Origin of the sequence: Mesorhizobium sp. M7A.F.Ca.US.011.01.1.1 (genome assembly GCF_003998295.1) — a bacterium.
GTDB lineage: Bacteria > Pseudomonadota > Alphaproteobacteria > Rhizobiales > Rhizobiaceae > Mesorhizobium.
The window spans coordinates 1-22,887 of sequence record NZ_RZRT01000077.1 but is presented as its reverse complement, the minus strand read 5'-3'; the positions used below and the strand labels follow the sequence as shown (position 1 = coordinate 22,887).

Genomic DNA, 22,887 nt, shown 5'->3' with positions numbered 1-22,887 from the left:
CTTCAACAAGGCCAAGCAATTCCGTCGTATCGCAACCCGATACGACAAGCTGGCTGAGAACTATCTTGCCGCCCTCAAACTCGTCGCAATCCGCATCTGGCTACGCGGTAATGAGTCTACGTCCTAGTATCCACCCCATGGCCACCGAAATCGCTTCCGCCCACGACATCTTCCCGCATATCCGCATCGTCATGGGCATGGTGATCGGGCTTGGCGTCGCCCGCCTGCTGTCGGGGGTGGCGCGGATCGTCCAGCATCCCGGCCAGTACAAGCTCTATACCGTGCATCTGGCCTGGGTCGTCTCGGTGCTCCTGATGCTGGTGCATTTCTGGTGGTGGGAGTTCGGCCTCTACGCCATCGAAACCTGGACCTTCGGCAAGTACCTGTTCATCATCTTCTACGCGATCACGCTGTTCCTGCTGTGCGCGCTTTTGTTTCCCGATTCGATGCTGGACTACACCAGCTACGAGGATTTCTTCTATTCGCGCCGGGCGTGGTTCTTCGGCCTGCTGGCGGCGACCTATATGCTCGACGTGGTCGACACGCTGCTGAAGGGGCCGGAGCATTTCGCCCGCTTCGGCAGCGAGTACCTGTTCCGCACGCCGGTCTTCGTCGCGCTTTGCATCATCGCGATCCTGGTGCGCGACCGCCGCTTCCATATCGCCTTCGTCACGGCGGCGCTCATCTATCAGATATCGTTCATCCTGCGGCTCTTCGACACCATCGTCTGAACGAACGCGATGGTCTAGCTTGTTGGGGAAAGGCAGGGTTCGATATGTACAAGGCCGTTGGATCGCGCGGATCCCGGGTCAGCCGCGTTCTCTGGATGCTCGAGGAGCTCCGGCAGCCTTATGAATTCGTCGAGGTCAGGCTGCGCTCACCGGAAGCCTATGCGCTCAATCCCTCCGGCAAGGTGCCGATCCTCATCGATGGCGAACTGACGGTGACGGATTCGGCGGCGATTTGCGTCTACCTCGCCGACACGCACGCGGACATGGGCATGGGCGCCAACCCAGGCCTAGCCGGTCGCGCCGAAATGGATTCCTGGATGCATTTTGCGCAGAGCGAGCTTGAAGCGCCGCTGTGGAACAAATTGCGCCATCGCTTCCTGCTGCCGAAGGGCGTGCGCGTCGATGTCGGTCCCGCGGCGGCTTACGATTTTGCCTCGGAGTTGAAGGCGCTGGACCGGCGGCTGGGCGACAAACCGTTTGCGCTGGGCGCTCGGTTTTCCGCCGTCGACGTGCTGCTCGGCGACATGGGCGGCTGGGCGCGTGCTGGCCGGTTTGAGATCGAGTCCGAACGCGTCAACGCCTATTTCGACCGCGTGCTGGCGCGGCCTGCGCGTGTGCGGGCACAAGCAAATGGAGGATCCATGAAATGAAGCTCAACCTCAACACCGACTTCACCAAATTCCCGCGCGCCATCTCAGTGCAGTCCGCCGGCCATGCCGGAACCACCCTACCGTCCGGCCGGGCCATTCTCGCCCATGACGAGCGGCATCTGCGCCGCCGCGCCATCGAGCTTGCCGACGGCAGCAAGGTGCTGGTCGACCTGCCCGAACCCGTTGCCTTGAACGATGGCGACCGGCTGGTGCTGGAGGATGGCGGCCATGTCGAGATCATCGCAGCGCCGGAAGAGGTCTACGACATCCGCGCCCGCGACGGCGTACATCTGGCCGAGCTCGCCTGGCACATCGGCAATCGCCATCTCGCGGCGAGCATCGAGGCCGGGCGCATCCTCATCCTGCGCGACCATGTCATCAAGGCGATGCTTGAGGGGCTGGGCGCCACCGTGACCGACGTTTCCGAACCCTTCAAGCCGGTGCGCGGCGCCTATTCCGGCCATGGTGGGCAAAGCCATGATCACGGCCATGCGCATGCGCACAGCCACGCCGAAGCGCACAGCCATTCTCATGACCAAGCGCATTCCCATTCGCACAGTCACGCCGGCCATCACCACGATCATGACTGAGCAGCCTTCGAACATCGCCCTGCTGCGGCTGATGGCGTGGCTGTCGCCTGCCTTTCCAGTCGGCGGCTTTTCCTACAGCCATGGTCTCGAGCGTGCGGTGCATGACGGGCTGATTGCCGATGCCGACAGCCTCGCCTGCTGGCTGGAAACGCTGGTCGAGATGGGCTCCGGCTGGAACGATGCCGTGCTGTTCGCCGAGAGCTGGCGCCGCGCGCGCAACGCAGGCGATCTCGATGAAGTAGCGGCACTCGCCGAGGCGCTGGCCGGCTCGCGCGAACGCCACATCGAAACCATGCTGCAGGGTGCGGCCTTCCTCAAAGCGGCGGCGGCCTGGCCAAATCCGGTGCTGGAGCGCTTGCCGGCTGAATGCGCCTATTGCGTCGCCGTCGGCGCCATTGCCGGCGGCAACGGCATCGCGCTTCAGGACGCGCTGTCGGCCTTCCTGCAAACCTTCTTCTCCAACCTTGTGCAGGCGGCGATCCGGCTTGGCATCGTCGGCCAGAGCAAAGCCACAGCTCTGTTGGCCGGCTTCGAGCCACTGGCCCTGGCGACCGCGACCCGCGCCGCGCGCTCGACACTCGACGATCTCGGTGGCTGCGCCTTCGTTTCCGATGTCATGGCGATGAAGCACGAAACCCAGTATTCGCGATTGTTCCGCTCATGATTTTTCTCGCCTTCTCGCTTTCGACCGTTCTACTCCTGATTACCGCGCTGCACGCCTATTGGGGCCTTGGCGGCATCTGGCCGGGCCAGGATGCGGCCTCCTGCGCCCGCGCCGTCGTCGGTTTTCGCGGCGTCGATGATATGCCGACGCCGTTCGCCAGTTTTGCCGTCGCCGCGTGCCTCTGCCTGGCGACACTTTGGCCGCTGGCGCTCATAGGCGTCTTTGCCTCGCCCTTCCCAAGGGAAGGCCTGGCCGCCACCTCGCTGCTCATCGGTCTGATGTTCCTGGGACGCGGCATTGCCGGCTTCACGCCATGGTGGCGGCGGCTGACGCCGGAACAGCCTTTCGCGCGGCTCGATGTCCGCTATTATTCGCCGCTGTGCCTGTTGATCGGGCTCGGCTTTGCCATCCTCGCCATCACGGAGTTTCCGACATGACACAGACAAATGGTCCGCTGCGCGTCGGCATTGGCGGCCCGGTCGGTTCGGGCAAGACGACGCTGACCGAAAAGCTGTGCAAGGCACTGCGCGACGAGTTTTCCATCGCCGTCGTCACCAACGACATCTACACCAAGGAAGACGCCATGATGCTGGCGCGGCTGCAGGCGCTGCCCGAGGACCGTATCATGGGTGTCGAGACCGGCGGCTGCCCGCACACCGCCATCCGCGAGGATGCGTCGATCAATCTGCAGGCAATCGCGCAGATGAACAGGAAATTCCCGGATCTCGACATCGTCTTCATCGAATCCGGCGGCGACAACCTCGCCGCCACCTTCTCGCCCGATCTCGCCGACCTGACGCTCTATGTCATCTCGGTTTGCCAGGGCGAGGAGATCCCGCGCAAGGGCGGGCCGGCAATCACCCGCTCCGATTTCCTGGTGATCAACAAGAGCGACCTTGCTCCTTACGTGAACGTCAACCTCGATGTCATGGAGAGCGACGCCGGCCGCATGCGCGGCAAGCGGCCGTTCGGCTTCACCGACCTGTCGCGCGGCAAGGGGCTGCAGGAGGTGATCGATTTCATCATCGAGCATGGCGGCCTGCGAGCCGGCGCTGCCGCTGCCAGCACGGCGGCGTGAGACAGCTATCCCTGCACCAACCAAAACCGGTTGCGGGGATCGACTGGCCACGGCATTCTTGCCGAAACCGGAGGATTTTTCGATGAGCCTTGCCCGTCTGCAAAAGGAAACGCTGACCAACCTGCCCTTCTATGAGGAGCGCGTCGATCTCGCCTGTGCCTTCCGCTGGACGGCGCGGCTCAACATGCACGAGGCGGTGGCCAATCATTTCTCGCTGGCCGTCAATGATGGCGGCACACAGTTCCTGATGAACCCCAACCAGGTGCATTTCTCGCGCATCAAGGCGAGCGACCTTCTGATGATCGATGCCAACGATCCAGAAACGCTCTCCGGCCCCAATGCGCCCGACCCGACGGCGTGGGGGCTGCATGGCGCCATTCATCGCAATGTGCGCCACGCGCGCTGCGTCATGCATGTGCACTCGATCCACGCCACGGTGCTGGCATCGCTCGCTGACTCGACACTGCCGCCGATCGACCAGAATTCGGCGATGTTCTTCAATCGCCATGTCGTGGACGCGCATTATGGCGGGCTGGCCTTCGAGGAGGAGGGCGAGCGCTGCTCGCAGCTTCTCGTCGATCCCAAGGTCAAGGTGATGGTGATGGGCAATCACGGCGTGCTGGTCATCGGCGACACGGTCGCCGATGCCTTCAACCGCATGTTCTATTTCGAACGCGCCGCCGAGACCTACATCAAGGCGCTTTGGACCGGCCGCCCGCTGCGCACGCTGTCAGACGCGATCGCCGAAAAGGCCGCGAGCGAGATGGACGACTATCCCGGCCAGGCCGAACGCCATCTCAGCGAATTGAAGGCGATCCTCGACGAGCAGGAACCGGCCTACCGGAATTGATTGCCTTACAGGCCTAGTTCTGCCCGGAGCTGATCGGCGCTGTTGATGACGACAGCGCCGGGCGGGCCCTCCATCGGCTTTTCCGGCCAGAAGATCGTCTTCATGCCCGCCGCCAGTCCCGCCATGGCGCCCGGCCAGCTGTCGTCGATCGCCACGGCGTGCGCGGGGTCGACATCGGCGAGATAGGCGGCGCGCAGGAACGGCTCGGCGTGCGGCTTGCCTTCGCGCACATCGTTGCGGCTGATCGTCTTCATGCCGGGATAGATCAAACCGACCATGCTCAGATTGGCGTCGACGATCATCCGATCCGAATTCGAGACCACGGCCTGCTGGATGCCTCTTGCACGCAGCTCGTTGAAGATCTCGATCGCGCCGGGGCGCGGCTTCAAGCTCTCCACCAGCGGCAGGTAGTGTTCGTATTTGCGCACGATCCAGTCGTCGAAAGGCAGGTCCAGGCCGAACTCGTCGCGCATCATCTCGTAGACCGGCCAGGCGGCAACGCCGAGCACGCGCTCATGCAGATCGTCCGGCGGGACAAGGCCGACATTGCGCATCGCCGCCATCAGGGCTGCTTCATGCAGCGGTTCGCTGTCGACCAGCGTGCCGTCCATGTCCCAGAAAACCGCTTTCGGCATCATGTGAGGCTCCTTTTTGCCATCCCTTAAAGGGTTTGAGCCGGGAGATAAACCTTCGGAGCGCAAGAACCTGCCGCCTGCCGGGACCGCGGCCAAGTCTCTTTGGCGACAGAGACTTCGTGGGAGAAGAAAAACTGGGCCGTGCTTACGTCGATGAATAGCAAGCAATTGCCCCCGAGATTGACAATTGCGCAGTTGGCCGTTCCCTGCGAAAGTGGGGCATGGGCCGCTCTCATGACCGGCGGTCTCGGGAGGCAGGACTTTGAATAGCCGGCAGGATGGGGGCAGCAACAGGCTGGACGACGCGGCGCGCGCCGGCTGGCTTTATTATGTCGCCGGCAACACACAGGACCAGATCGCTTCGACGCTCGGCATTTCGCGGCAAACGGCGCAGCGGCTGGTTTCGCTGGCGGTGTCGGAGGGCTTGATCAAGGTTCGCGTCGACCATCCGATCGCCAACTGCCTCGGTCTGGCGGCGCGGCTGAAATCGCGCTTCGCGCTCGATCTGGTCGAGGTGGTGCCGAGCGATCCCAATTCGTCCTCCACCACGATCGGCATCGCCGAGGCGGCTGCCGCCGAGATCGAGCGACGGCTGCGGTCGCCGACCCCGATCGTCATGGCGATCGGCACCGGGCGCACGCTGAAGGCGGCGATCGAGCAGCTGCCGCCGATGGAATGCCCGCAGCACAAGGTGGTGTCGTTGACCGGCAACATCTCGCCGGACGGCTCGGCCGCCTTCTACAACGTCATCTTCACCATGGCCGACAGGGTCAAGGCGCGCTCCTTCCCGATGCCGTTGCCGGTCATCGCCTCGTCGCCAGAGGAGCGCGAGATGCTGCTCAACCAGCCGATGATCCAGCCGACGCTTGCGCTTGCCGCCGAGGCCGACGTCACCTTCATCGGCATCGGCGATCTCGGCCCCAAGGCGCCGCTCTACGAGGACGGCTTCATTTCGGAGAGCGAATTGAAGGCGCTGCAGAAGGCCGGCGGCATCGCGGAGATCGTCGGCTGGGTGTTCGATAGGGAGGGCCGCATGATCGAGGGCATCACCAACGACCGGGTGTCGTCGGCTTCGCTACCGTCACGCGAGAAATCGCTGGTCATCGCACTGGCCATGGGCGAACGAAAGCTGCCAGGCATCCTAGCGGCCGCGAACCGGCGGCTGATCAACGGCCTCATCACCGATGAACGGACCGCCGCCGCCCTGCTGGCTGGCATCTGACCGGACCCACAACCGGTTTGCGATAAGGCCAACCGCACTAGCCGTGCCGCCCGAAAGGGTCGTTGCCATCGAGAAACCCGAGATCGCGCTGCAGATGCGGCGACAGGTCCCTGATATCGAGATGTGCCTGTTTTTTGGTCGCGAACCAGCCGAATCCATCCGTCAGCCACGAAAACCAGCGGTGATCCGGTGCGGGAGTGCATTTTTGCTGCGCCATGGTCATGATCGTCAACCTTCGCTATCCTGAACCCGAATGAAGGGTTGACTGGGAATGTCGGTCTTGCCGGCGGTCTTTGCCAATCGAACATCGATCATGATCCATAAGGAGGCCTTATGCCGGACCTCGGCTCGCGACAGGTTTCGCCACTCCCGCCGCTGCAGGCGATCCGGGTGTTCGACGCGGTGGCGCGGCATCTTTCCTTCACCAAGGCCGCCGGCGAACTCGCCATGACGCAAGCGGCGGTCAGCTATCAGATCAAGGTGCTGGAGGAGCGTGTCGGCGCGCCGCTGTTCCTGCGCCGGCCGCGGCAGATCGTGTTGACCGAGGCGGGGCAGCGCCTGGCACCTGCGGTCAGCGAGGCCTTCGCCATCCTTGGCCAGGCCTATGCCGCGGTGCGTGGCGGGGCCGACGGCTTGCTGTGCGTCACGACGGTGCTGACATTCGCCTCGAACTGGCTCGCGCACCGGCTGGGATCGTTCCAGATCGCCCATCCGTCGCTGGCGGTGCGGCTCGAAACGTCGAGCCGCCTGACCGACTTTGCCCGCGAGGATACCGATATCGCCATCCGCTCGGGCGGCGGCAAATGGCCGGGCCTGGAGACGCACAAGCTGCTCGATGCCGACTTCACGCCGATGCTGAGCCCGAAACTCGCGGCGACCATCGGCGGCGTCAGGGAACCGGCCGACCTGTTGCGGCTGCCTATCCTCGATCCCGGCGACATCTGGTGGACGGAATGGTTCTCGGCTGCCGGCGTGCACTCGCACGATCTTGCCAAGCGGCCCGGCAGCAGCATGGGCGCGCAGGCCTATGAGGCCAATGCGGCGATCGCCGGTCATGGCGTCGCGATCCTGACCAGGGCGCTGTTCAAGGCGGAACTCGCGGACGGGCGCCTGATCCAACCTTTCGATCTGGTTGGCGACGACGGCCATGCCTATTGGCTGGTCTATCCCGAGGCGCGCCGCAACGTGCCGAAGATCCGTGCCTTCCGCGACTGGCTGCTGGCCGAGATCGCCTGCTGACCGGCAAGCTTCCGGGCTGCACCTGGTTCTCGCAGATCTATCCGCTCTTGCCTCACTGTATGCGGCCGGGACGATCCTCGCCCTGGTAGTTTCCGCTCGTCCCGGCCTGCGGTGTCGCCCGGGTGCTGCGCTGCAGCATCGAATTCGACTTGACATAATTCACGCCAAGTGAGTAATTGCCCAAAGCCAAGGCAAATGCTCATCTTGGTTCAAGGGAGGAATTTGATGAAACTTCGCACGCTCACCCTGGGCTTGTTGTCGGCCAGCACGCTTGCGTTCGCCGCACATGCCGAATCCATCACCATCGCCACCGTCAACAATGGCGATATGGTCCGCATGCAAAAGCTGACCGAGGACTTCACCAAGGCGAACCCCGACATTCAGCTCAACTGGGTTACGCTCGAAGAAAACGTGCTGCGCGAGCGCGTCACCACCGACATCGCCACCAAGGGCGGCCAGTACGACGTGATGACCATCGGCACCTATGAGGTTCCGATCTGGGCCAAGCAGAGCTGGCTGCTGCCGCTCGACAAGCTCGGCGACGACTATGACGCCAAGGATATCATCCCGGCCATCGCCGGCGGCCTTTCGGTCGACGGCAAGCTCTATGCCGCGCCCTTCTACGGCGAAAGCTCCTTCGTCATGTACCGCAAGGACCTGATCGAGAAGGCCGGACTGAAGATGCCCGACGCGCCCACCTGGGACTTCATCAGGCAGGCCGCCGACAAGATGACCGATCGCGCCAATGGCGTGAACGGCGTGTGCCTGCGCGGCAAGGCCGGCTGGGGCGAGAACATGGCTTTCCTGACCGCCATGTCGAACTCCTTCGGGGCGCGCTGGTTCGACGAGAACTGGAAGCCGCAGTTCGATCAGCCGGAATGGAAGAACACGCTGCAGTTCTATGTCGACCTGATGAAGGCCGACGGCCCTGAGGGTGCGTCCTCCAACGGCTTCAACGAAAACCTGGCGCTGTTCCAGCAGGGCAAATGCGGCATGTGGATCGACGCCACCGTCGCTGCGTCCTTCGTCTCCGATCCCAAGGCATCGCAGGTCGCTGACAAGGTTGGATATGCGCTTGCACCCGACAATGGCCTGGGCAAGCGCGGCAATTGGCTGTGGGCATGGTCGCTGGCGATCCCCGCCGGCACGCAGAAGGCCGATGCCGCCCAGAAATTCGTCTCCTGGGCGACCAGCAAGCACTATGCGGAGCTCGTCGCTTCGAAGGAAGGCTGGGCCAACGTTCCTCCGGGCACGCGCTCCTCGCTCTATGCCAATGCCGAGTACCAGAAGGCGGCTCCGTTCGCCAAGATGACGCTGGACTCCATCAACGCCGCCGATCCGACGCATCCGACCGTCAAGCCGGTGCCCTATGTCGGCGTCCAGTTCGTCGCCATCCCTGAGTTCCAGGGCCTTGGCACCACTGTCGGCCAACTCTTCTCGGCGGCTCTTGCCGGCCAGTCGAGCGTCGACGATGCGCTGAAGCAGGCCCAGGACGCTGCCACCGCGGCAATGACCGAAGGCGGATACATCAAGTAAGGCTCCGCCCGGTGCCGAATGCCGGTCGCCTCCTTGACCGGCAACGGCCGCCCGAATTCCCAGTTCGGGCGGCCGCCTTTAACGCCTTTTGAAAATTCCATCTGACCAGTGAAGGGTGACCGTCATGGCTACTCAGCAGACCCGTTCGCTTGCCCGTTTCATGATGGCGCCATCCGTGGTGCTGCTGTTCGTCTGGATGATTGTGCCGCTGGTCATCACCATCTGGTTCTCCTTCCAGCAGTACAACCCGCTCAATCCGATCCGCGACGGCTTTGTCGGCTTCTCGAATTACGCGCTGTTCTATTCCAACCCGGCCTTCCTGCAGTCGATCCTCAACACGCTAACGTTGGTGGTCAGCGTGCTCCTGATCACGGTGATCGGCGGCATCCTGCTGGCGCTTCTGATCGACCAGCCGATGTGGGGCCAGGGCATCGTGCGCATTCTCGTCATTTCGCCGTTCTTCGTCATGCCGCCGGTGGCCGCACTGGTCTGGAAGAACATGATCATGCACCCGCAATACGGGGTGTTCGCCGATATAGCCCGCTTCTTCGGGGCCCAGCCGATCGACTGGTTCGGGCAGCATCCGATGCTGGCGATCATCATCATCGTCGCCTGGCAGTGGCTGCCTTTCGCGACGCTCATTCTCTTGACCGCACTGCAGTCGCTCGACGGTGAGCAGAAGGAAGCCGCCGAGATGGACGGCGCCGGCTTCATCAGCCGCTTCATCTATCTGACGCTGCCGCACATGTCGCGCGCCATCACGGTCGTCATCCTGATACAGACGATCTTCCTCCTCTCCGTCTATGCCGAGATCCTCGTCACCACCAATGGCGGCCCGGGATACGCCTCCACCAACCTGCCCTTCCTCGTCTACCAGAAGGCGTTGCTGGAGTTCAAAATCGGCCAGGCATCCGCCGGCGGTGTGATCGCCGTCATTCTCGCCAACATCGTTGCCTTCTTCGCCATGCGCGCGGTCGGCAAGAACCTGGACAAGTAAGGGAGGCTACGATGGCACGCTCAGTCACCACCCAGCACAAGACGATTGCGACAGTTGCCGCCTGGATCGTCGCCCTGCTGATCTTCTTCCCGATCCTCTACACGATCATCACCTCGTTCAAGTCGGAGCAGGAAGCCATCCAGGGTTTCAGCATCATCCCGTCGGGAACGTTCGAGAGCTATGCCGAGGTTCAGGCGCAAAGCGGCTACTTCAAGTTCTTCTTCAACTCGGTGCTGCTCTCGGTCGGCTCGACCATCCTGGCCCTGCTGGTCGCCATACCGGCGGCATGGTCGATGGCCTTCTCGCCGACCAAGCGGACCAAGGACATCCTGATGTGGATGCTGTCCACCAAGATGATGCCCGCGGTCGCCGTGCTGTTCCCGATCTACCTGATCTTCCGCGACACAGGACTGCTCGACAGCCGCATCGGCCTGATGATCATGCTGATGCTGATCAATCTGCCGATCGTGGTGTGGATGCTCTACACCTACTTCCGCGAAATACCGGGAGAGATCCTGGAAGCGGCACGCATGGACGGCGCATCGCTGTGGAACGAGATCGTCTATGTGCTGACGCCGATGGCGGTGCCGGGCATCGCCTCGACGATGCTGCTCAACATCATCCTGGCCTGGAACGAGGCGTTCTGGACGATCCGGCTGACGACGACGGAAGCCGCACCCTTGACCGCTTTCATCAGCTCGTTCTCCAGCCCGCAAGGCCTGTTCTGGGCCAAGCTTTCGGCCGCCTCGACACTGGCCATCGCGCCGATCCTGATCATGGGCTGGTTCAGCCAGAAGCAGCTGGTGCGCGGCCTGACATTTGGTGCGGTGAAATAACGGACGTTGCCTGAAGCAATCGGCAGAAATAACCCCTCGGGGAGGAAATCATGGGAAACATCACGCTCAAGAACGTCTCCAAATCCTTCGGAGCGACGTCCATCATCCCCGGTCTCGACCTGGTGATCGAGAATGGCGAGTTCGTCGTCTTCGTCGGCCCGTCGGGTTGCGGCAAGTCAACGTTGCTGCGCCTGATCGCCGGGCTGGAAGACACCAGCGGCGGCTCCATCAACATCGACGGCCGCGACGTCACCGGCGAGGCGCCGGCCAAGCGCAAGCTCGCCATGGTGTTCCAGTCCTATGCGCTCTATCCGCACATGACGGTGGCCAAGAACATCGGCTTCCCGCTGAAGATGGCCGGCGAGGACAAGGCGACCATCGACAGGAAGGTGGGAGACGCGGCGCGCGTGCTCAACCTGACCAACTATCTCGAACGCCGGCCCGGCCAGCTTTCCGGCGGCCAGCGCCAACGCGTCGCCATCGGCCGCGCCATCGTGCGTCAGCCGACCGCCTTCCTGTTCGACGAACCGCTGTCCAACCTCGATGCGGCACTGCGCGGCACGATGCGGCTGGAGATCAGCGAGCTGCACCATCAGCTCAAGACCACCATGATCTACGTTACCCACGACCAGGTCGAAGCCATGACCATGGCCGACAAGATCGTCGTGCTGAACGCCGGCAACATCGAGCAGGTCGGCTCGCCGATGGAGCTCTACAAGACGCCGAAGAACCTGTTCGTCGCCGGCTTCATCGGCTCGCCGAAGATGAACCTGATAGAAGGCGCGCCGGCTGCCAAAAACGGCGCCAAGACCATCGGCATCCGTCCTGAGCACCTGGATATCTCGACCACGGCGGGCGAATGGAAAGCCACTGTCGGCGTCGCCGAACATCTCGGCTCCGACACCTTCCTGCACGTCCAGTCCGATGGCGTCGGTCCGCTGACGGTGCGCGCCGACGGCGAACTCGCCGTCCGTCACGGCGACACCATCTATCTGACAGCGGACAAGGCCAAGCTGCACCGCTTCGGCGCCGACGGAAAGGCGATGTGAGCATGAGATTGGCCGGCAAATCCGCGCTGATCACGGGTTCGGCCCGCGGCATCGGCAGAGCCTTCGCCGAAGCCTATGCCGGCGAAGGCGCAACCGTCGCCATCGCCGACATCAATCTCGAGGCGGCGCAGAAGACAGCCGCCGAGATCGGCGGCAAGGCCTATGCGGTCAAGCTCGACGTCACCGACCTCGCCTCGATCGAAGCGGCGGTGAAAGCCGTCGAGACGAAGACCGGCGGCCTCGATATTCTGATCAACAACGCCGCCCTGTTCGACCTGGCGCCGATCGTCGAGATCACCAAGGCAAGCTACGACAAATTGTTCTCCGTCAATGTCGCCGGCACGCTGTTCATGCTGCAGGCAGCCGCCCGCTCGATGATCGCCGCTGGCCGGGGCGGCAGGATCATCAAAATGGCGAGCCAGGCCGGACGCCGCGGCGAGGCGCTGGTCGGCGTCTATTGCGCCACCAAAGCCGCCGTCATTTCGCTGACACAGTCAGCGGGGCTCGACCTGATCAAGCACCGCATCAACGTCAACGCGATTGCCCCTGGCGTGGTCGACGGCGAGCACTGGGATCACGTCGATTCGCTGTTCGCCAAATATGAAAACCGGCCGAGGGGCGAGAAGAAGAAACTGGTCGGCGAGGCGGTGCCCTATGGCCGCATGGGCACGGCGCAGGACCTTACCGGCATGGCGGTTTTTCTCGCCAGCGCCGACGCCGAATACGTCGTCGCCCAGACCTACAATGTCGACGGCGGCCAGTGGATGAGTTGAGGGCGGGGGACGGCCTCTGCTCCTCGTACCTCCGCGAGGAGCAGAGGCCGACATCAGCGGCTATCAACCTCAAGAAGTGCCACCCCTTATCCTCTCCGCGTGGAGAGGGCGTAACGAAGGCCGAAGCCCGGCCGAAGGGTAAAACAGATGACCGTGAAACTCTCGTCCTCAAACCTCTCCAAGCTGCCCACTGAGGTCGCCGGTCCGAAGTATGACCGCGCAACATTGAAGGCCGGCATCGTGCATTTCGGCGTCGGCAATTTTCACCGCTCGCATCAGGCCGTCTATCTCGACGATCTGTTCAATGCGGGCATCGGCCATGACTGGGCGCTGATCGGCGCCGGCGTGTTCGGCGGTGAAAAGATCGGTCGCGGCAAACTAGAAGAGCAGGACTGGCTGACCACCGTGGTCGAGCAGGACAGCGGCCATATGAGCGCACGCGTCACCGGCGCCATGATCGACTTCCTGATGCCTGGCGATGCCGTCGGCATCATCGAACAGCTTGCCGACCCGGCCATCAAGATCGTTTCGCTGACCATCACCGAAGGCGGCTATTTCATCGACCCGGCCTCCGGCGTGTTCAACCCGACCCATCCCGACATCGTCGCCGATGCTCAACCGGGCGCGACGCCGAAGACGGTGTTCGGCATCATCCTTGCCGGGCTGGTGCGGCGGCGCGACGAGGGCACCGTGCCGTTCACGGTGATGTCCTGCGACAACATTCCTCACAATGGCCATGTCACCTCCGACGGCGTCATCGGCCTGGCCCGCCTGATCGACGAGGATCTGGCGAACTGGGTCAGCGAGCATGTCGCCTTTCCGAACGGCATGGTCGATCGCATCACGCCGGCCACATCAGACCGCGAACGCGGCATCCTAGCCAAGGATTTCGGGCTGGAGGACAATTGGCCGGTGTTTTGCGAGCCATTCCGGCAATGGGTGCTGGAGGACCATTTCACCGATGGCCGGCCGCCGCTGGAAAAGGTCGGGGTGCAGTTCGTCAAAGACGTCGCGCCATACGAATTGATGAAAATCCGCATCCTCAATGGCGGTCACGCGACCATCGCCTATCCGGCCGGCCTGATGGACATCCATTTCGTCCATGAGGCGATGCAGGAGCCGCTGGTGGGCGGTTTTCTGGCCAAGCTCGAACGGGACGAAATCATCCCGACCGTGCCGCCGGTGCCGGACACGGTTCTGGAAGACTATTACCAGCTCATCGAGAGCCGCTTCTCCAATCCCAAGATCGGCGACACGGTGCGCCGGCTCTGCCTCGACGGCTCCAACCGCCAGCCGAAATTCATCATCCCGACCATCGCCGACCGGCTGAAGGCCGGGAAAAGCGTCGTCGGCCTGGCGCTGGAATCAGCGCTCTGGTGCCGCTACTGCTTCGGCACGACCGACAGCGGTGCCGTCATCGAGCCCAACGATCCGAGCTGGGACCGGCTGCAAGCGACGGCAAAGGCGGCAAAGGATGCTCCCGCCGCCTGGCTCGCCATGGAAGACATCTATGGCGATGTCGGCCGCGCGACGGCGTTTGTCGAGGCCTTTGCCCATGCGCTCGACGTGCTGTGGGCGAATGGCGCGCGCGCGACGCTGACGCGCTACCTCGCCGGCAAGCTCTGAGAGCCATTCTCCATCATGACGCCTGAGCTGGTCATCTTCGACTGTGATGGCGTGCTGGTCGACAGCGAGGCGCTCTCCGTCTCGGCGCTGCTTGGCATGGTCAAACTTGCCGGCGGAAGCGTCGGTGAGGATGCCGCCTACGAGCATTTCCTCGGCAAGAGCATGAAAAGCGTGCGCGAGATCCTCGGCCGCGACTTCGGGCTCGATATCACCGACCTGCACCTGACCGAGATGCGCGTCGAATTGATGCGCAAATTCCGCGAGGAGCTGAAGCCGATCGCCGGTGTCAAGGAGATGCTGCCGAAGCTTGGGCTGCCGTTCTGTGTCGCGTCCTCAGGCACGCTCGACCGCATCCGCTACGCGCTCGACGTCACCGGATTGCTTGGGCTGATGGAACCGCATCTGTTCAGTGCCACCATGGTGGCCAAGGGAAAGCCCGCGCCGGATCTGTTCCTGCATGCCGCCGCCAGCATGCGGGCCCATCCGCGCAAATGCCTCGTCGTCGAGGACAGCCCGGCCGGCATCATTGCTGCGCGCGCGGCGGGGATGCGCGTCTTTGCCTTCACTGGCGGCTCGCATGCCGGCCACCCGACCTTGAAAGCGCGGCTTGCGTCGAGTGAGCCGGACTTTATATTCGCTGACATGCTGCAATTGCCCGATCTGATTGCAGGCCTGGGAGCGAGAGACAGAGCATCTTGACGAAACAGTTCGTTTGCGCGGTCGATGTCGGCACCGGGAGCGCTCGCGCGGGCATTCTCGACACCAGTGGCACCTTGCTCGGCCGCGCCGAGCGGCCGGTCGCCATGAACCAGCCGAAGCCCGATCACGCCGAGCATGATTCGCGCGATATCTGGTCGGCCGTCTGCACCGCCGTGCGCGCTGCCCGCGAAAAAGCCGGTGTCGAGCCTGAGGACATTGTCGGCATCTCCTTCGATGCCACCTGTTCGCTGGTGGTGCGCGACCGGCAAGGCAGCCAGCTCAGTGTCTCGGTCACGGGCGACAAACGCTGGGACACCGTCGTCTGGCTCGACCACCGCGCCATCGCCGAGGCCGACGAATGCACGGCAAGCAGCCACGCCGTGCTGAATTACATCGGCGGCGTCATGTCGCCGGAAATGGCGACGCCGAAGCTGATGTGGCTGAAGCGCAATTTGCCGGAGACGTGGAATGAAGCCGGCTATTTATTCGACCTGACCGATTTCCTGACCTGGCAAGCGACGGGCTCTCTGGCCCGCTCGCAATGCACGCTGACCGCCAAATGGACCTATCTGGCGCATGAGGACACAGGCTGGCGGCGCGATTTCTTCGAACTCGTCGGCCTCGGCGATCTTTTCGAGCACGGAAGCCTGCCGGAGAGGGCCAGCCCGGTCGGCACCGATATCGGCCGATTGACGGCGCAAGCGGCGGCCGAGCTTGGGCTGAGCGAGAAATGCCGGGTCGGCGCCGGGGTCATCGATGCCTATGCCGGCGCGCTTGGCGTGCTCGGCGGCTTTGCCGGCGACGAACAGGACATCGGCCGGCATTTGGCGCTGATCGCCGGCACGTCGAGCTGCGTCATGGCGATGTCACCGGATCCGCAGCCCTTCGCCGGCGTCTGGGGGCCGTATTACGGCGCGGCGCTGCCCAGGCTGTGGCTGTCGGAAGGCGGCCAGTCGGCGACCGGCGCCCTGCTCGACCACATCATCCGCTGGCACGGCGCCGGCGGCGAGCCGGATGCCGCCATGCATGCGAAGATCGCCAGGCGTGTCGCCGAGCTGCGCGCCGCCGAGGGCGACAGCCTCGCCGCAAGGCTGCATGTGCTGCCCGACTTTCACGGCAACCGCTCACCGCTCGCCGATCCGCATGCCGTCGGCGTCGTCAGCGGGCTGACGCTGGACTCCTCCTTCGACAGCCTGTGCAAGCTCTATTGGCGCACCGCCGTCGGCATCGCGCTCGGCGTGCGCCACGTGCTGGAGGCACTGAACGAGAACGGCTATCTGATCGACACGCTGCACGTCACCGGCGGCCACACCAAGAACCCGCTGCTGATGGAACTCTACGCCGACGCCACCGGTTGCACGGTGATCGAGCCGCTGGCCGACGAGGCGGTGCTGCTCGGCACCGGCATGATCGCCGCCACCGCTGCCGGGCTGTTTCCCGACCTCAACGCCGCCTGTCTTGCCATGCAGCAAGGCGGCAGGAGGCGCCCGTCGAACCCGAAATCATCAGGGCGTTTCGAGCGCGACTACAAGGTTTTCCTCGAAATGCACCGCCAGCGGCGGATGCTGGACGCGATCCGGTAGAGCATTGGGGCCGGTCCCTGGCTCAATCCGTTCCCGTCCCTCCTCTCTTGCCTTCATGTCGCGTTTCGTCCAGAAGCTGACGCAAACGCCGCGAAACCGAAGGTTTTGCCGTTTGACATGCGGCTTCCGGCTCTGGCCGACGTGCCGTAGCTGGAAAGAGCGGAACAATGTCTGCGATCGAAGCCGGCGCTCGCGCGCCGGAAAATCTTTGGCGTCAGGAAATCAGGGCGACGCTGGCGCTCGCTTGGCCGATGGTGCTGACCAATCTCGGCCAGACCGCGATGACGGCCACCGACGTCATGATGATGGGTCGTCTGGGCCCGGATACGCTGGCTAGCGGCGCGCTTGGCGCCAACCTTTATTTCATGCCGCTGATCTTCGGCCTCGGCCTGATGCTGGCGACCTCGCCGATGATCGCCACCGAGCTCGGCCGCCGCCGCTATTCGGTGCGCGACCTGCGCCGCACCGTGCGCCAGGGCCTGTGGCTGGCGATCCTGATCTCGATCCCGATCTGGCTCGTGCTTTGGCACGGCGAGGGCATTCTATTGGCCATGGGCCAGGACCCGGTGCTGGCGCATCAGGCCGGCATTTATTTACGCTGGCTCGAATGGGCGGTGCTGCCCTTCTACGGCTATATCGTGCTGCGCTCGTTCATCTCGGCGCTGGAACGGCCGGGCTGGGCACTGGTCATCGTCTTCGTCGCCGTCGCCTGCAACGTCTTCTTCAACTGGGTGTTCATGTTCGGCAATCTCGGCGTCGCCCCGATGGGCATTGCCGGGTCGGGCCTTGCCACCTCGCTGTCCAGCACGCTGATGTTCGTCGGCATGGCTGTCGTGGTGATGCTGGAGAAGAAGTTCCGCCGCTACCGTCTGTTCGGCCGTTTCTGGCGCGCCGACTGGCCGCGCTTCAAGGGCCTGTTGCGGCTCGGCCTGCCGATCGCCGGCATCCTCGCCTTCGAGGTGACGATCTTCAATGCGGCGGCCCTGCTGATGGGCCTGATCGACGCGGATTCGCTGGCGGCGCACGCGATCGCCATCCAGATCGCCTCGATCTCCTTCATGGTGCCGCTCGGCCTCAACCAGGCGGTGACGGTGCGCGTCGGGCTTGCGCACGGCGCCGGCAATCCGGAAGGCGTCTCGCGCGCCGGCTGGACCGCCTTTGTCATCGGCGTCTCGTTCATGGCGCTGATGGGGCTGGTGATGATCCTGTGGCCGCATCCGCTGATCAGCGCCTTCATCGATCTGGGCAATCCGGCCAATGCCAGGGTGATCGAACTTGCCGTGTCGTTCCTGGTCTTCGCGGCGCTGTTCCAGGTCTTTGACGGCGCGCAGGCGGTTGCCGCCGGCATGCTGCGCGGCCTGCATGACACCAAGGTGCCGATGATCTATGCCGCGATCGGCTATTGGGGCGTCGGCCTGCCGCTCGGCGTGCTGCTCGCCTTCCATTTCGGCCTGCATGGCGTCGGTATCTGGATCGGCCTGTCGACGGGGCTGGCGGTGGTGGCCGCGCTGCTGCTGGCGCGCTGGCTGCGGCGCGACCGGTTGGCGCCGCCGCTGGTGTTTGAGCATTGAAGGCAAGCGGCCGCCATGTCCCGACCTTGTAGCTGATTAAGCGGCGCCTGCAGAAACGTTGGTGCCGTGAGCCGGCGCTTGGCACCGAGACAATGACCGTCTTGGCCGAGAGCGGAACTATGTTCCCTTCACGATTCTCGGCTTGCTCGGCCGGCGGGATTGAGCTGCGCTCTCGCGGGCCTGGGCCAACCGCTTCTCGTCTTCGATGGCACGATCGACTGCCTCAATTTGATCCTGGAGCGCCTTCAGCTCAGCTCCGTAGCTGGAGCCATCGCTGTCCCCTATCTGAAAGCCACTTGCCCGCATTGCGTCGCGAGTATGGTGCACGTTGCGGACTCCTTCGCGTCGAGTCGCGACCAGGATTTCCCGGAACTCTCCAAGACGTTCAACGTGATTGCGAGTCATTGCGTTCTCCTATTTCGTCGTCATCGTCGCCAAAGGCGATTCAGAGCGGCTAAAATTTGCGGCGCAGACGGTTTAAGTGATTACAGGAGATACTCTCGACAAAGCGTGAGTGCGGAAGCTCAAATTTGAACGTCTTGCAGTAGAGTGGCGCGCGGCAGGCGGAGATGGCTGGGACCCGGGCCGGTCACCGCATGGGCAACCTTGGCCGTCCTCGGACCGCGCTTCTGCTAGCTTGTTATCTGCTCGGCGACAGCTTCTTCGAGGCCGGCTGCGGCCTGGGCGGCGAGACCGCGCGCCGCCGCCTGTGAATCATAAAATTCCTCAAGCGCATGAACCGTGCCCCACCGCAGCGTGAACACGTGAAGACCACGGTTGATGTAGGACGTATCGCCGTTGAGCAGGGTTGCGGTGCCATCCCACTGGGCAAACACGGTGGTATGCCACGGCCAGCCCTTCACCCAGACGTGGTTGACCGTGAGATGGAGAGTGGGCAGAACACGGCCGAGGCGCTCGAACCACCGGCGCAGGGCTTGCTTGTCGTGGCGCTCCCCACCAAGCGCGTGGGCGCCACCAACCCGGTGATGGACATGCGGCGCGATGGCCTTCACCGCCGCGTCCCAGCGATGGTTGTTGACGTCGTCGAAGCTCTGCCGGATCGATTTCTCGACAATATAGCTGTAAAGCATGTGACCTCTCCAGGCTCATTGGGATGGCGTGATCGGACGCAGAGCCCCGGCCAGCATCGCGCGGCCGCGGCTTGCGTCAGGTCAGGGCGTTGTCGCATCGGCTCGCAGGGATATGTCCGTCTCGGTCGAGACCGTCACCTCGCTGCCGGACCTTGAGAACGCGTAGAGCGAGCCCGGGTGGCCCGGTATGGAAAACGCCACGGCGTCACTGTTGGCGAGGCCCATGACGAACCGCAGCGGATCACCCCCGGTCTTCGGTGCGAAAGTGGCGGTGACCTCAAGCAGGTCGCCGCGCGGAACGTAGTAGGCCACCATGTCCAGGTGTCCCTGGTGCAGGCTGCCGCCTTCGATCGGGCGTCCGATGGTGGCTTCCTCGGCGAGAGCCGGGGTTGCAAGAAACAGCGCCGCCAGGAGCGAGGCGCTCAGCGTTTTGCGGATCATCTCATTTGTCCTTTTTTTAGATTGCGTTCACCCTCTATATAGGGTATAGATTACGAATGCAATCTAAAAAAGGAGATGACGATGCGTGTGAGTCGCACTCAGGCCGCGGAAAACCGCGAGACCGTGATCAATGTGGCAAGCCGGCTTTTTCGGGAGCGCGGCTTTGACGGCATCGGCCTCAAGGATCTGATGAAGGGTGCCGGGCTGACCCAGGGTGCCTTTTACAAGCAATTCGAGTCGAAGGACGATCTGGCGGCGCTGGCTTCCAGGCGGGCGATGGAAAGCGCCACCCACAAATGGTCGGCCGCGACCGCGGCACATCCTGGGAACCCGCTCGACGGGGTGATCTCATTCTACCTCAGCATGGACCATCGCAGGGAAAAGATGGACGGCTGCCCGGTCGTTGCGCTCGGTTCGGATGCAGCCAGGCAGGGTGCCGAGGTGAAGGCGTCATTCGAAGACGGCATCAAGGCGTACCTTGAGATGCTCGGCGGTTGGGTTGGCGAGGGCGACAGCGAAAAGAGCGGAAAAAAGGCAATGGCCGTTCTCTCGACGATGGTCGGCGCGGTCGTGCTCTCGCGGGTCGTCAACGATCCCGACCTTGCGCGGGCTTTTCTGGATGCGGCGGCCGATCAGGTTCGCGAAGCAGTCGCCACTTGAACGGCGCGAGCAGTGCCGCCGGCACACCAAGGACAGGAGAGCAGATGCAACGGATTGTCGTCACGGGCATGGGAGCGGTCACGCCCCTGGCTGCCAATGTCGAAGCGTCCTGGTCACGCCTGCTTGCCGGCCGGTCCGGCGTTCGCAGGCTTCCGGACGATGTGGTGGGAGAGCTGCCGGTTAAGATTGGCGGCGTGGTTCCCTCCCTGGGCGAAGATCCGGAGGCCGGTTTCGATGCCGATGCCGTCCTGTCCGCGAAGGATCAGCGCAAGGTGGACCGGTTCATTCTGTTTGCGTTGGCAGCGGCGGAAGAGGCGCTTGCGCAGGCGCAATGGAAGCCTGCCCTGGAAACGGAGCGCCTGCGCACGGCCACGATCATCGCTTCAGGAGTCGGCGGGTTCCCCGCCATCACCGAGGCGGTGCGCACGGTGGACCTGCGTGGCGCCCGCCGCCTGTCTCCCTTTACGGTGCCGTCCTTCCTGGTGAACCTCGCGGCGGGCCACATCTCGATCCGTCATGGTTTCAAAGGTCCACTCGGCGCACCGGTGACGGCATGTGCGGCGGGCATCCAGGCGATCGGCGACGCCGCCCGCCTGATCCGCGCCAACGAAGCCGACATCGCCGTGTGCGGCGGAACGGAAGCGTGCATCAACACCGTCAGTCTCGGCGGGTTCGCCGCGGCTCGCTCTCTTTCCACCGGCTTTAATTGGGCACCCGCTCAAGCCTCGCGCCCTTTCGACACATCGCGGGACGGCTTCGTCATGGGCGAAGGAGCCGGCGTGCTGGTCATCGAGGCGTTGAGCCACGCGTTGGCGCGCGGCGCAAAGCCGTTGGCTGAGCTCGTCGGCTACGGCACGACCGCGGATGCCCACCACGTCACCTCCGGGCCAGAGGACGGCGACGGCGCGCGCCGGGCCATGCAGATCGCGATTGCCCAGGCAGGGATTTCGCCACGCCAGGTACGTCATCTCAATGCGCATGCGACCTCCACGTCAGTCGGCGACCTGGGTGAGATCGAAGCGATCAAGAGCGTGTTCGGGCGCGATTTCGCGATAGCTGTCAGTGCCACGAAATCGGCGACCGGACATTTGCTCGGAGCGGCCGGCGGGCTGGGTGCGATCTTCGCAACCCTGGCGCTCAGGGATCAGATTGCTCCGCCAACCCTCAACCTGGGCGAGGCCGATCCGGCCGGCGACGGCATCGACTTCGTCGCAAACGCGCCCCGGCCGATGGAGATGGAGTACGCGATCTCCAATGGCTTCGGCTTTGGCGGCGTGAATGCCAGCGCCCTGTTCAGACGCTGGAACTAACCGGTGCCAGACGAGCGCCGGACGCAGTCATGACCAACGCCCTTTGCCCCGGCCTCTCATGCTTTTCCCAATCCGATCCAACGCAAAGAAGGATATGATTTCCATGAACAAGACCAATCCCGGCGTCGCCCTGGTGACAGGGGCATCTTCCGGCATCGGGCGCGCTACCGCCGATGCCTTGCTGGGCGCCGGCTTTCGCGTCTTCGGAACCAGCCGTCGCGCGAGCTCCCAGCCATCCGCCGGCGTGACCATGCTGACCTGCGACGTGACCGACGACGCGTCCGTTGCGACAATGGTCGATGACGTTCTGGCCAAGGCCGGACGCATCGACCTGCTTGTCAACAATGCCGGCACGGGCCTGTTTGGCGGCGCGGAGGAGTCCTCGACCGCCCAGGCCAAGGCGCTGTTCGACGTGAACGTCTTCGGCGTTTTCCGCGTGACCAACGCGGTGCTGCCGGCAATGCGGCGCCAAGGGAAGGGCAGAATCGTGAATTTGAGTTCGGTGCAGGGGTTCATCCCCGCTCCCTATTTCGCGCTTTACTCGGCGACCAAACATGCCATCGAGGGGTATTCCGAGTCGCTCGATCACGAATTGCGCCCGTTCGGCATTCGCGTTTCGTTGGTGGAGCCCGCCTATACCCGCACATCATTCGAGGACAATCTTGCCGCTCCCGACCGGTCGCTCGAAATCTACGACTCCGCGCGGGCCGGGATGACTGTATCCGTGCGGAAGGCGATGGAAAAAGGCGATGCGCCCGAAGTGGTCGCCAAGACCGTTTTGGCCGCGGCGACCGATCTCGCGCCGAAGAAACGCTATGCGGCGGGAAAAATGGCGCGCCAGGTCAGTTTCCTGCGCCGTTTCGTCCCCGCGTCCGCATTCGACAAGAGCCTGCGCAAGCAGCTTGGGCTGCCGGCCTGAAATCGAGCGCTAGAGCGGGATGAAATGAGACTGAATCGGCTTGGGATTCCCTTAGGCGTGCAAATCTGATTCAACCTTCATGCTGGGCAAGGAGGTCAGCATGGATGGGCAAGCCTTATTCGATGGATCTTCGCGAA

The 22,887-nt window shown here is 63.6% G+C and carries 26 protein-coding genes and 1 pseudogene; 22 read left to right on the top strand and 5 right to left on the bottom strand.

Annotated features, from left to right (window positions below; all coding sequences use genetic code 11):
• The 8 genes and pseudogenes from EOA13_RS33555 to EOA13_RS33520 form a co-directional block, all read left to right on the top strand.
• Nucleotides 1-127 (top strand): annotated as a pseudogene (locus EOA13_RS33555) (IS5/IS1182 family transposase); the annotation flags it as partial.
• A 10-nt stretch (nucleotides 128-137) separates the two neighbouring features.
• Entirely contained in the window at nucleotides 138-731 is a 594-nt protein-coding gene (locus tag EOA13_RS33550; RefSeq protein ID WP_127297556.1) for a hypothetical protein, read from the top strand.
• 44 nt (nucleotides 732-775) lie between these two features.
• Entirely contained in the window at nucleotides 776-1,381 is a 606-nt protein-coding gene (locus EOA13_RS33545; RefSeq protein WP_127297555.1) for a glutathione S-transferase family protein, read from the top strand.
• Entirely contained in the window at nucleotides 1,378-1,971 is a 594-nt protein-coding gene (locus EOA13_RS33540; RefSeq protein ID WP_127297554.1) for an urease accessory protein UreE, read from the top strand. The genes EOA13_RS33545 and EOA13_RS33540 overlap by 4 nt, the downstream gene beginning before the upstream one ends.
• Entirely contained in the window at nucleotides 1,964-2,635 is a 672-nt protein-coding gene (locus EOA13_RS33535; RefSeq protein ID WP_164780500.1) for an urease accessory protein UreF, read from the top strand. Before EOA13_RS33540 ends, EOA13_RS33535 begins: the two co-directional genes overlap by 8 nt.
• Nucleotides 2,632-3,072 (top strand): DUF3995 domain-containing protein, encoded by a 441-nt coding sequence (locus EOA13_RS33530; protein WP_127297552.1) that lies wholly within the window; start codon nucleotides 2,632-2,634, stop codon nucleotides 3,070-3,072. Before EOA13_RS33535 ends, EOA13_RS33530 begins: the two co-directional genes overlap by 4 nt.
• The gene (gene ureG, locus EOA13_RS33525; protein WP_013528407.1) at nucleotides 3,069-3,713 is read left to right on the top strand and encodes an urease accessory protein UreG; all 645 of its coding nucleotides are present in this window, start codon (nucleotides 3,069-3,071) and stop codon (nucleotides 3,711-3,713) included. Before EOA13_RS33530 ends, ureG begins: the two co-directional genes overlap by 4 nt.
• A gap of 82 nt (nucleotides 3,714-3,795) precedes the next feature.
• Nucleotides 3,796-4,563: a class II aldolase and adducin N-terminal domain-containing protein gene (locus EOA13_RS33520; protein WP_127297551.1), complete on the top strand. Its 768-nt coding sequence runs from the start codon at nucleotides 3,796-3,798 to the stop codon at nucleotides 4,561-4,563.
• Between the two features lie 5 nt (nucleotides 4,564-4,568).
• Here EOA13_RS33520 and EOA13_RS33515 read toward each other — a convergent pair whose 3' ends face one another.
• Nucleotides 4,569-5,201 (bottom strand): HAD family phosphatase, encoded by a 633-nt coding sequence (locus EOA13_RS33515; protein ID WP_127297550.1) that lies wholly within the window; start codon nucleotides 5,199-5,201, stop codon nucleotides 4,569-4,571.
• A gap of 259 nt (nucleotides 5,202-5,460) precedes the next feature.
• Here EOA13_RS33515 and EOA13_RS33510 point away from each other — a divergent pair, with 259 nt between their 5' ends.
• A complete protein-coding gene (locus tag EOA13_RS33510; protein ID WP_127297549.1) occupies nucleotides 5,461-6,420 on the top strand; it encodes a sugar-binding transcriptional regulator in 960 nt (319 codons plus the stop codon).
• 37 nt (nucleotides 6,421-6,457) lie between these two features.
• Here EOA13_RS33510 and EOA13_RS33505 read toward each other — a convergent pair whose 3' ends face one another.
• Nucleotides 6,458-6,643, bottom strand: coding sequence for a hypothetical protein (locus EOA13_RS33505; RefSeq protein ID WP_127297548.1), 186 nt, complete (start codon nucleotides 6,641-6,643; stop codon nucleotides 6,458-6,460).
• Nucleotides 6,644-6,753: 110 nt separating this feature from the next.
• On the opposite strand from EOA13_RS33505, the gene gcvA reads away from it, so the two are divergent.
• From gcvA to EOA13_RS33455, 10 genes are all read left to right on the top strand, one after another.
• Nucleotides 6,754-7,659 carry a transcriptional regulator GcvA gene (gcvA, locus tag EOA13_RS33500; RefSeq protein WP_127297547.1) on the top strand — a complete coding sequence of 302 codons (906 nt, stop codon included), beginning with the start codon at nucleotides 6,754-6,756 and terminating at the stop codon, nucleotides 7,657-7,659.
• Nucleotides 7,660-7,884: 225 nt separating this feature from the next.
• Nucleotides 7,885-9,195 (top strand): sugar ABC transporter substrate-binding protein, encoded by a 1,311-nt coding sequence (locus tag EOA13_RS33495; RefSeq protein ID WP_127297546.1) that lies wholly within the window; start codon nucleotides 7,885-7,887, stop codon nucleotides 9,193-9,195.
• Nucleotides 9,196-9,319: 124 nt separating this feature from the next.
• The gene (locus EOA13_RS33490; protein ID WP_013528414.1) at nucleotides 9,320-10,192 is read left to right on the top strand and encodes a sugar ABC transporter permease; all 873 of its coding nucleotides are present in this window, start codon (nucleotides 9,320-9,322) and stop codon (nucleotides 10,190-10,192) included.
• Nucleotides 10,193-10,203: 11 nt separating this feature from the next.
• Nucleotides 10,204-11,028 carry a carbohydrate ABC transporter permease gene (locus EOA13_RS33485; RefSeq protein WP_023810705.1) on the top strand — a complete coding sequence of 275 codons (825 nt, stop codon included), beginning with the start codon at nucleotides 10,204-10,206 and terminating at the stop codon, nucleotides 11,026-11,028.
• Nucleotides 11,029-11,078: 50 nt separating this feature from the next.
• On the top strand, nucleotides 11,079-12,077 hold the full coding sequence (locus EOA13_RS33480; RefSeq protein ID WP_127297545.1) for an ABC transporter ATP-binding protein: 999 nt from the start codon (nucleotides 11,079-11,081) through the stop codon (nucleotides 12,075-12,077).
• 2 nt (nucleotides 12,078-12,079) lie between these two features.
• The gene (locus tag EOA13_RS33475) at nucleotides 12,080-12,850 is read left to right on the top strand and encodes an L-iditol 2-dehydrogenase (RefSeq protein WP_127297557.1); all 771 of its coding nucleotides are present in this window, start codon (nucleotides 12,080-12,082) and stop codon (nucleotides 12,848-12,850) included.
• Nucleotides 12,851-12,997: 147 nt separating this feature from the next.
• A complete protein-coding gene (locus EOA13_RS33470; RefSeq protein WP_127297544.1) occupies nucleotides 12,998-14,476 on the top strand; it encodes a mannitol dehydrogenase family protein in 1,479 nt (492 codons plus the stop codon).
• Between the two features lie 15 nt (nucleotides 14,477-14,491).
• Nucleotides 14,492-15,175: an HAD family hydrolase gene (locus EOA13_RS33465; protein WP_127297543.1), complete on the top strand. Its 684-nt coding sequence runs from the start codon at nucleotides 14,492-14,494 to the stop codon at nucleotides 15,173-15,175.
• On the top strand, nucleotides 15,172-16,758 hold the full coding sequence (locus EOA13_RS33460) for an FGGY-family carbohydrate kinase (protein WP_127297542.1): 1,587 nt from the start codon (nucleotides 15,172-15,174) through the stop codon (nucleotides 16,756-16,758). Before EOA13_RS33465 ends, EOA13_RS33460 begins: the two co-directional genes overlap by 4 nt.
• A gap of 167 nt (nucleotides 16,759-16,925) precedes the next feature.
• On the top strand, nucleotides 16,926-18,329 hold the full coding sequence (locus EOA13_RS33455) for an MATE family efflux transporter (RefSeq protein ID WP_127297541.1): 1,404 nt from the start codon (nucleotides 16,926-16,928) through the stop codon (nucleotides 18,327-18,329).
• A gap of 117 nt (nucleotides 18,330-18,446) precedes the next feature.
• Here the strand turns inward: EOA13_RS33455 and EOA13_RS33450 are convergent, their stop codons facing one another.
• From EOA13_RS33450 to EOA13_RS33440, 3 genes are all read right to left on the bottom strand, one after another.
• Entirely contained in the window at nucleotides 18,447-18,734 is a 288-nt protein-coding gene (locus tag EOA13_RS33450; RefSeq protein ID WP_127297540.1) for a hypothetical protein, read from the bottom strand.
• Nucleotides 18,735-18,961: 227 nt separating this feature from the next.
• Nucleotides 18,962-19,420: a nuclear transport factor 2 family protein gene (locus EOA13_RS33445; protein ID WP_127297539.1), complete on the bottom strand. Its 459-nt coding sequence runs from the start codon at nucleotides 19,418-19,420 to the stop codon at nucleotides 18,962-18,964.
• 81 nt (nucleotides 19,421-19,501) lie between these two features.
• Entirely contained in the window at nucleotides 19,502-19,861 is a 360-nt protein-coding gene (locus EOA13_RS33440; protein ID WP_127297538.1) for a hypothetical protein, read from the bottom strand.
• A gap of 81 nt (nucleotides 19,862-19,942) precedes the next feature.
• Between EOA13_RS33440 and EOA13_RS33435 the strand changes: the two genes are divergently transcribed.
• The 3 genes from EOA13_RS33435 (at nucleotide 19,943) to EOA13_RS33425 (ending at nucleotide 22,750) form a co-directional block, all read left to right on the top strand.
• Nucleotides 19,943-20,521: a TetR/AcrR family transcriptional regulator gene (locus EOA13_RS33435; RefSeq protein ID WP_127297537.1), complete on the top strand. Its 579-nt coding sequence runs from the start codon at nucleotides 19,943-19,945 to the stop codon at nucleotides 20,519-20,521.
• A gap of 44 nt (nucleotides 20,522-20,565) precedes the next feature.
• Entirely contained in the window at nucleotides 20,566-21,831 is a 1,266-nt protein-coding gene (gene fabF, locus EOA13_RS33430) for a beta-ketoacyl-ACP synthase II (protein WP_127297536.1), read from the top strand.
• Nucleotides 21,832-21,934: 103 nt separating this feature from the next.
• Complete coding sequence (locus EOA13_RS33425) at nucleotides 21,935-22,750, top strand: oxidoreductase (protein ID WP_127297535.1); 816 nt, start codon at nucleotides 21,935-21,937, stop codon at nucleotides 22,748-22,750.
• The last annotated feature ends 137 nt before the right edge of the window (nucleotides 22,751-22,887 follow it).